Source organism: Microbulbifer thermotolerans, from assembly GCF_900112305.1.
GTDB classification, from domain to species: Bacteria; Pseudomonadota; Gammaproteobacteria; order Pseudomonadales; family Cellvibrionaceae; genus Microbulbifer; species Microbulbifer thermotolerans.
The window spans coordinates 1-8,167 of sequence record NZ_FOKT01000017.1; the positions used below are offsets into that span (position 1 = coordinate 1).

8 protein-coding genes are annotated in these 8,167 nt (G+C 44.7%); 6 read left to right on the forward strand and 2 right to left on the reverse strand.

The annotated features are described in order from the left end of the window. A partial coding sequence (locus BM155_RS16445; protein ID WP_139223315.1) for a transposase occupies window positions 1-427 on the reverse strand: 427 nt, incomplete at its 3' end. A 74-nt stretch (window positions 428-501) separates the two neighbouring features. Between BM155_RS16445 and BM155_RS16450 the strand changes: the two genes are divergently transcribed. The 6 genes from BM155_RS16450 (at window position 502) to BM155_RS17185 (ending at window position 7,896) form a co-directional block, all read left to right on the forward strand. Beyond that, window positions 502-2,229: a dynamin family protein gene (locus tag BM155_RS16450; RefSeq protein ID WP_074904385.1), complete on the forward strand. Its 1,728-nt coding sequence runs from the start codon at window positions 502-504 to the stop codon at window positions 2,227-2,229. After that, on the forward strand, window positions 2,229-4,445 hold the full coding sequence (locus BM155_RS16455; protein WP_074904388.1) for a dynamin family protein: 2,217 nt from the start codon (window positions 2,229-2,231) through the stop codon (window positions 4,443-4,445). Before BM155_RS16450 ends, BM155_RS16455 begins: the two co-directional genes overlap by 1 nt. A gap of 1 nt (window position 4,446) precedes the next feature. Then, entirely contained in the window at window positions 4,447-6,390 is a 1,944-nt protein-coding gene (locus BM155_RS16460) for a GTPase domain-containing protein (protein WP_074904391.1), read from the forward strand. Between the two features lie 237 nt (window positions 6,391-6,627). Then, entirely contained in the window at window positions 6,628-6,777 is a 150-nt protein-coding gene (locus tag BM155_RS17345) for a hypothetical protein (RefSeq protein ID WP_175487819.1), read from the forward strand. A gap of 525 nt (window positions 6,778-7,302) precedes the next feature. Then, on the forward strand, window positions 7,303-7,614 hold the full coding sequence (locus BM155_RS16465) for a DUF1153 domain-containing protein (RefSeq protein WP_074904394.1): 312 nt from the start codon (window positions 7,303-7,305) through the stop codon (window positions 7,612-7,614). A gap of 135 nt (window positions 7,615-7,749) precedes the next feature. Further along, a complete protein-coding gene (locus BM155_RS17185) occupies window positions 7,750-7,896 on the forward strand; it encodes a hypothetical protein (RefSeq protein ID WP_217641576.1) in 147 nt (48 codons plus the stop codon). 114 nt (window positions 7,897-8,010) lie between these two features. Here the strand turns inward: BM155_RS17185 and BM155_RS16470 are convergent. Further along, window positions 8,011-8,167 (reverse strand): transposase (locus BM155_RS16470; protein WP_139223265.1); only part of this gene is annotated, 157 nt, incomplete at its 5' end.

An 8,167-nucleotide genomic window follows, 5' to 3' on the forward strand; every position in this document is an offset into this window, starting at 1 on the left:
CATCCACGATGCAGCCTTCTCTCAGCAGCATGCCAAGGTTCTTAAGGTGATTATTGATCTCCTCAAACAGCAGGCGACCAAGCTGGTGCTGTTCAAGCAAGTGGCGGAAGTTGAGAATGGTGGTTTCATCCGGAATTCGGTCTGTCAGCGTCAATCCCGCAAAATGGCGCATAGACTCAATCTCGTAGAGTGAGCCTTCCATTGCGGGATCACTGAGGTTGTAGAACAGTTGCATGCAATGGATTCGCAGCATGACCCGTAGTGGGTATGGCTGGCGGCCGCGCCCGGCCTTGGGGTAGAAGGGCTCGATCTTCGCTTCCAGGAGCTGCCATGGAACAAGGGATTCCATCTGCTCAAGAAACATCTCCCGACGGGTCTTGCGGCGCTTGTTGCGATATTCGGCTTCAGCAAAGCTGACTTGGTGCATGGTTTTTGCTACTGTCGTTGACTCGATGCTATTTTAACCCATCCGTCCGGGACTTATTCAGAGGTTCCTTAATTATGGAAAATGCAAGAAAAAGTCAGCTTTTGTCTTACTTGAATGATTTGGGTAAGGATCTATCTTTGGCAGTAGATCATGCACCTTCCTTACTTGGTGATGTTCATAAAAAGTGGAGTTCTGAGCTGGATGATGTCGTAAAGGCTGTATCTGAAAGCGATGTTTTTGTTCCTTTTGTTGGCGGTTTTAGTGCAGGGAAGTCAACAGCCCTAAATAGCCTTATAGAACGTCAGATATTGCCAGAAAAGGTTTCTCCAGAAACAGCAATACCAACCGAACTGCGCTACTCGGAGTCGGAGCGTATTATGGCGTTGAGTGCAAAGGGAGAGTGGACAGAACATGGTATTAATGACCTGGCTGATCTCTCTGCACATGCGGATCAATATCAGGTTGTAAGGGTATATGTAAAAGCCCAGTGTCTAAAGGATATTGAACCATTGGTATTGGTCGACATGCCTGGTTTTGATTCCGGTTTGGATCAACACAACCAAGCGATATTGCGTTACATTACCACAGGTGCTCTTTACCTCTACATGGTAAGTGCAAAGGCAGGCACAGTAAGCCGCCAGGACGTACGTCGGATTGAAGAAATCCTTGATTTGGGTCGGTCAGTTAAAGTTTACCTAACGATGACTGACTTGGCTTCACCCGAGGAGCTGGAAGCTATACATGCATATGTCTCTGATCATATGTCGTTTGTGACAGGTGATAGTGAAATTGGTCGTATTAATAAAGACGATATATCGGCGTTGAAAGAAACTCTGGCCAAAGCCAATGTGAATCAGTTGTTTGATGGATTGGTTTTGAGTTCCGTGAGGAATTTGTACTTTGATGCCAGCTCTCACGTAAATACCGCAATTAACGCTTTGAGTACCTCTGCTGCCGAAGTAGCCGAACGTACTAAAGCCGCTGAACAGTCCTTGCAAAAAGTAGAGCGTGAGCGTGAGAGAATGCTTGCTGAAGTAGGGCAGGGGCAGTTGAGTGAGAAGACTGAGCAGGTGATTCGTAAGCTTGAGCAAACTCTCAATAATTCGCTGGATGAGCTTGTAATGATGGCACGCACAGGTGAGGCGGCTTTGAGTCGTGGTGTTGGAGATCTGGTGCGATCAACACTTACAGTCGAAATTCAACGGGTAGTGCGCCGTATTACTACAGACGTGGCTTACCAGTTTTCTGGTGATATCTCAGTCGGAGGCATCGCTGTTTCTGGTGGTTCCAACTGGGTAAATAACATGATATCCGTTATTGAAAATGAGGCCATGAATGCTCTTGTAGGCCTCAGTGGTAATAAAGCATCAGGAGAAATGAAAGCTCCTGCTCATCAGGGAGGTGGAATTAAGGATGCGCTTTCTATTGCTGCTTTGTCAATTCCAAATCCTGTACTTAAAGTGGTTTTTGCCATACTTCCTGGTATTATTGGTAATCTTTTTGATAGGTTACGTGAAAAAAATGAATCGGAACAATATCGTCAGGTTATTTCATCTCAGGTTATACCTGGTGTAATTGCACAGGTACGTCCACAAGTACTAAGCTCTCTAAACTCAATTGAGAGTGAAATAATAAAAACAGTTTCAGACCAGGTCACTGCAAAAGTAGAAGCTCAACGAGCTATTTATAATGAGGTTGCTGAAGCTTCAGAAGCAGAGCTGGAGAAGCTACAAAACGCTGTAGAAGCCCTTAAACGTATTCGTGCTGACATGAGTAAGTCAGCAGAAGGAGTTATTGCATAATGAATACGCTACAGGATCGACTGATAACGTCGCTGCGCTCATTGGAATCTATAGTTGCAAAATATGATGATATTTGCGATTCATCTATCAGAAATGAATTAAAAACTGATGGTTTTTATAACAGTAAGCAGATAAGTGACCACTTGGCCTCGCTTCAAGAGGAAATTCGTAAGCTAAAAATAGGAATTATTGGCCGAGTTAAAGCAGGGAAGTCATCATTGATAAATGCCTTGCTATTTGACGGAAGAGAAGTGCTGCCAAAAGCAGCAACGCCAATGACAGCAGCATTGACATCCATAGGTTATGCAAAAGAATTCACGGCAGAGGTTCGATTCTTTGGTCTGGATGATATCGAACAGCTAAAAGCAAAAGATCAGAAGTTTGAGTCTGAGGTAACGAAACGAATAAAAATCTATCGTGACGAGATAGCGGAGCGCCAAAAGAGAAGTGCAAGACCAATTCCCGAACCTGATGATCAAAAACTACGCGTAAAAGCCATCCGGGAAATAGGTGAAGATGGCGATCTCTGTGCAGCAGCAGACCTATATTCGAGAATTAAGGCATCAGATGTAGATATTAATGAGCTTGGTGAGTATCGTCAGTTAAAGGCAGATTCAGCCGAAGCATTGAATACACAGCTAATGGATTATGTAGGGTCCAATGGCCGTTTTATGCCTTTTACACGTGAGCTGAACCTGGGTATGCCATTGGATAGCCTCAAAGGCATTGAAGTTCTCGATACTCCAGGCGTTAATGATCCGGTCAAGTCTCGTGAGCAGCGTACTTATGCGCTACTAAAAGAGTGTAATGCTGCATTTATTGTCAGTCCTACTGGTCAGTTTATGAGTGAACAGGACTTTGAGCTTGCTGACCGATTAACTGCCAGAGAGGGTACTCAGGAAATTTTCATCGTTGCTAGTCAGGCAGATACCCAATTGCATGCAAGTATCCGAAAAGATGCAAAGGGCATATTGCCAGTGGCGATTGACCTGCTCCGTACAACCATGGCTCAACAGGCCGAAAGAGCACTATCACAATGTGAGAATGAAGTTCTTAAGCGGATAGCTACAGAGCAGTCTGAACGCCTGATACTGACATCAGGTGTGTGTGAAACTCTGATTTTGGGGAAAGGGGAGAGTCAGGACACGACTGCTTCTCATGCCATGAAATATTTAAAAAAAAGTTACCCCGATTATTTTGCCCGCCCCGAAGATATGATCGCCAACCTGACTCTGTTGTCCGGTCGAGAATCACTAGAACGGGCGATCGAGTCTGTACGGCAGAAGAAGGCCCAGATTCTGGAACAGCAGGCTAGTCATTTCATCGATGCCCAGTGGCAGACGTTCCTGAAAGTGAAAGAGGGCGTGATCAACCGGCTGGCTGAACGGCGCAACGATGTTGAGAGTGGTGATAAGGCTCAAATTGAAGAAAAGCTGAATGCATTGCAGCAAGCATCTGCCAAGGGGATAGCTGCCGCAAACAATGAGTTTAAAAATCAAGTAGAGGATATGCGCCTGCGCCTGCCTGGGGAGCTGGAGAAGGTGATTCAGAGGGCCATCGATGTAGTAGACGAAAAGACAGAAAGTGCTGAGGGGAGTGAGCAGGAAAATCGCCTTGTAGAAAAAAGTGGCCTTTTGGGGAAAATTCAACGAGCGTTAGATATAGGTGGATATGAAAAAGAAACATATACAGTATCTACTTTAAAGCCTTTACCTGTAAGACGTGCACTTGAGGGGCTATCACGGTTGATGCGAAATGGCCTGAAAGATTGTGCTACTCAAAATATGCTGCGTTGGCGCGTAGATTTGATCAGTGGGCTTTCGCGTCAGTTACGTGAAGCCATGGGTGATGAAAGTGTCGACATTACACAGCTGCAAAGTGTCTGCAGAAGTGTGGTTAATAAGATAGTTGATTTTCCTGATATTGATATTCCTGAATTGCCCGCAGAGTTGGCAAAATCAAGAAAAATAAAGGGTAGCAGAGTAGATGATTTTATTGAGGCTGCACATGAGTATGTGTCTGTGCTGGAAAAAGCAGGTTACGGTTTCATTGATGAAGTCCGTCACTCAATATCTTCTATGACAGATAAGGACATAGGCTCTGAGCTGCTGAGCGATCTAAAGGAAGAGATGCAGAACCTACAACAAATGATAGAAAATAAGGCGCTAACACTTGAGAAAATTTCAAGAATGGATGCTGAACTGAGGGGTATTTAAATTGAAAGTAGAAGATGGCCCAATTCAGATTAGTGGTGCTGAAAAATTTTTCTCGAAAATATTCTCTTCTATAAAAGATCTGCGTCATAAGTATGAGCTTGCATTTTATTCTTATAAGAATGCAGCCAAGGCCTTAGAGCAAAAAGAGTCAGAATTGACAGCCGCTATAAATAATGGAAAGGATTTAAGTGACAAGCTGGCATCATCAAAATGTGAATATCAGGCTCTCAAATCTGAATATGATCAGATTCTTGAGAGCTATAAATCTACACGGTTGGAACTGGATTTAACGCTGAAAAAGTCTGCTGAGATCTCCGAGAATTTGGCGCAATCCATAAAATCATATAAATCTTTGGAAGCGGAAGCACAAACCTATCGGGATAAGGCTGAATGTAAAATTAAAGAGCTTAATGAAAAACTCGAAGAAATATCCTCATCTTACGATTCTCTTAAACAGAAGGCGGAAAGTGAGCGTTGTGATTTTCTGAATAAAATTGAAGCTCTTCAGAACCAATCTGACAAATTTAAAGAGCGTTTAATTGAGGTTGAGAGCCGATACTCTCTTGTGTGTTCTGCGATATCGCCCAATAAAATAAGATCAGAAAGATATGATAGATTTAATGAGGTCGTTACACAGCACCTGTTGCCACTTATTAACAGGGTAACGGTTTTGCCAAATGAGGCAGAACAAGTTATGAAAATACGTGCGGTGGATGATGAGCTACGCTTAGTTGAATCACTTAAGGGTTTTTCAGAACGCACGATTGTTGCTGTGGCGGGTGGTTTTAGTAGCGGAAAATCATCTTTTATTTCAAGTCTTTTTGAGAATGAAGATCTTTCCCTGCCCATAGATATTGAGCCTGTTACAGCAATACCTACATATGTTTTTCATGGCGAAAAATTGAATATTAATGGCTACCCATCAGGTGGTGGTTGCTTTGAAATTCCAGAAAAAATGTATGCCAGGTTATCACATAGATTTGTAGAGGAATTTGGCTTCAATCTGCGAAACCTGATTCCTTTTATTTCACTTGAAGTGCCAATGAAATCCTATAAGAATCTGGCGTTCATTGACCTTCCTGGTTACAATCCCGGCGATCGTGATGGTGTTACTAGTGGGGACCGCTCTGCATCTGAAGAGTATATTACTCAAGCGCAGGCCCTAATATGGATGATAGGGCTAGATTCAAATGGAACTATTCCGCGTGACGATTTGGAACACCTGTGGGAGCTGGCTGAAATCAATATCCCACTGTATGTTGTATTAAACAAAGCAGATCTACGCCCTTTAGTAAGCCTTGATGAAGTATTGGATCAAGTGGCTGATGAGTTAATGATGACTGGTATACCTTATTCTGGGCTGTGCGCTTACAGTAGTGAGAATGGTGGTGAACTAAGCTATCGCGAGCGTAGTTTATGGCAAGTTTTAGAAGAATGGGATCAGCCTCGTCATGCAATGAGTTCTGTAATGGCGAAGATAGAGGATGTTTTATCCGCCTACGAAGAGGCATTGTTGCAGGATATAGAAAAAAGAAAGATGAGAACAGGCCTTGTTAAAGCACTTGAATTGAATCTTCTAGAGCTCGGCGCGTTTGAGCCTGCAAGGTTTACGAATTTTGATTTAGATAAATATATGAATGATGAAAGTGAAAATGAAGAGGCGGAAGAACAAGAATCAACGTCTTCATTCATGGGTATTTTTTTTAAAACTTTACAGATTGATTCGGGAAATACGAATGGAAATAAGTCGAAGAAGTCTAAAAAAGATAAGTTAGATTCTTTTTCTAAAAGTAATGATGATGATCAAAGATCAAACCTTGTCTCTACTGTTAGAGACCAAATCCAGGATCTTCGTGATGACTACCGTACAGAACAGTCAGAAAAGGACCTAAATGATTTGCGCTATATTCGTAAAATGGTAAAGGATATATTTACGTTAGGTTGAGCGAATATCGCCCTTAATTTATATATGATAAATGGCTGGGGTTAATTTTATTTGTTCGACCCTGAAAATCTAATAACATTTTGATTTTAAATGGGTTGTTCTATACAAGATCAATGAAAACCTTTCGTTTTCACGCCTGAGAGCCTAAAAAGTTGCATATTCGTCGAATTATGAAGCCAAGAAAGAAGGCCTGCGAACCGCAAAGTGATATGAATCGGTCAAACCCGGGATGTATTTGTGCACCTGCCGGTCGCCTTGCATCCTGAATTTGATTCTTTCGACGTGGATCTTGATCGGCTGCTGAGCAGCAAGCTGATGCTGCAGGATGCCGTGGTCACTCCGGATGTGGTCACTGAGGCGGAGATGGTGAAATCCATGGGGCTTTGAGGTGAAGAAGTGGATGGCATCATCACTAAAGCAGGGTTGTGGTATCCACGAGTATTGGCTGCCCGAGTGGGGCATCGCCTGAGAGTGATTGGAATATTCTGAAAATGGACTTGCCATAATGGTAAATGACAAGGTTGTCAGCCGCTTTGTCGGGACTCCGGGTCGGGAGGATGCCGGCATCATCCAACATGAGCCGCTGTATCCGGCAGCAGAAGTGCTGGATCTCCTGGAATAGCGAGGTGCCGATTCACTTATTCTGTGGACGACCAAATGCCATCGGAATGTACAGGACCTGGTGTGGGATCATGATGATGTTGCCGAGCTGCTTCAGTTGGCCGCAAGCGGGGAGCAGGTCAGGGACAGTTCAGAAATGCCCAGTGGTGTCAGCAAAAGCCCGGCGGTCCCTGGGCCGCATGTGATGCCTATACCATCATCCGTTCGGAGTGGATCGGCGCGGCCTTCAAGTCGCTGAAGTGAGCCCCTCCTCAGCTGCACAGGTTATAGCGTAGCGGTTAGGAGGGTGAGGTGAGCCGCGAACCTGCAGTTAAACGTTGGGCTGCCAAGCGCAAGGCTGCCGTAGTCATGGATATCTTTAAGGGCAAGACAACCGTCACCGAAGTGGCGCGTGAGAATGATCTGACTGTCTCAGAGGTAGAGTCCTGGATTGAAGAGGCGCAGCGCAATATGGAGAATGGTTTCCGTAGCTGGCCCAAGGATATCCGCGAGCAGTATGAAGCCGAACTTCGAGAAACCAGGGAAGCATTGGGCGAGGCTCATCTGCAGATTTATGCACTAAAAAAGTTCAAGCGCCTGCTCGACGAGGACGAGAACTCATAAGGTCGTTGCAGGCAGAGCTGTCCCGGGAGGGGCACAAGGTATCGCTGGTAAAACTGAGTCAGTGGTTAGGGAGCCTCTGAAAAACTCCAAGATTTGGCATAATTTCTCCGTGCAATCCATTTTTCAGGGAGAGCTATGAGCCAGCTGACGTTTTCCGAAGCCGAATACGCGATTATGAAACGCAAGACCCGAAGAGAACTCTTCCTGGAAAAGCTGGATAAGCTATTGCCTTGGAAGCAATTAGAGGGAACCTCTGATCAACTCACCGTTTTCTGGGTATAAGCTGAGCCGCTCAAAAAATGAACGTTTAATGCTCAAATTTCCGATATTTTCACGCAATACCCCCTCGTTTCCTTGCCTAAAACCCGCTATCCGCGGATTTCAGGCGCACTGCCCCTAGACGGGCAGGTATTTTCTCCCGATTAACAGGTTGGTGAAGCCTGCCAACAGACACAGGCGATCGGTATTTTTTGCAAGCCCCCGGTAGCGGACCTTGTCGTAGCCAAACACGCGCTTGATGTAGCGGAAGGGATGCTCCACCTTCGCCCGGATC

Coding starts and splice junctions, on each gene's coding strand:
- BM155_RS16455 (WP_074904388.1), top strand. CDS start 2,229: ATGAATACGCTACAGGATCGACTGATAACGTCGCTGCGCTCATTGGAA.
- BM155_RS17185 (WP_217641576.1), top strand. CDS start 7,750: ATGAGCCAGCTGACGTTTTCCGAAGCCGAATACGCGATTATGAAACGC.
- BM155_RS16450 (WP_074904385.1), top strand. CDS start 502: ATGGAAAATGCAAGAAAAAGTCAGCTTTTGTCTTACTTGAATGATTTG.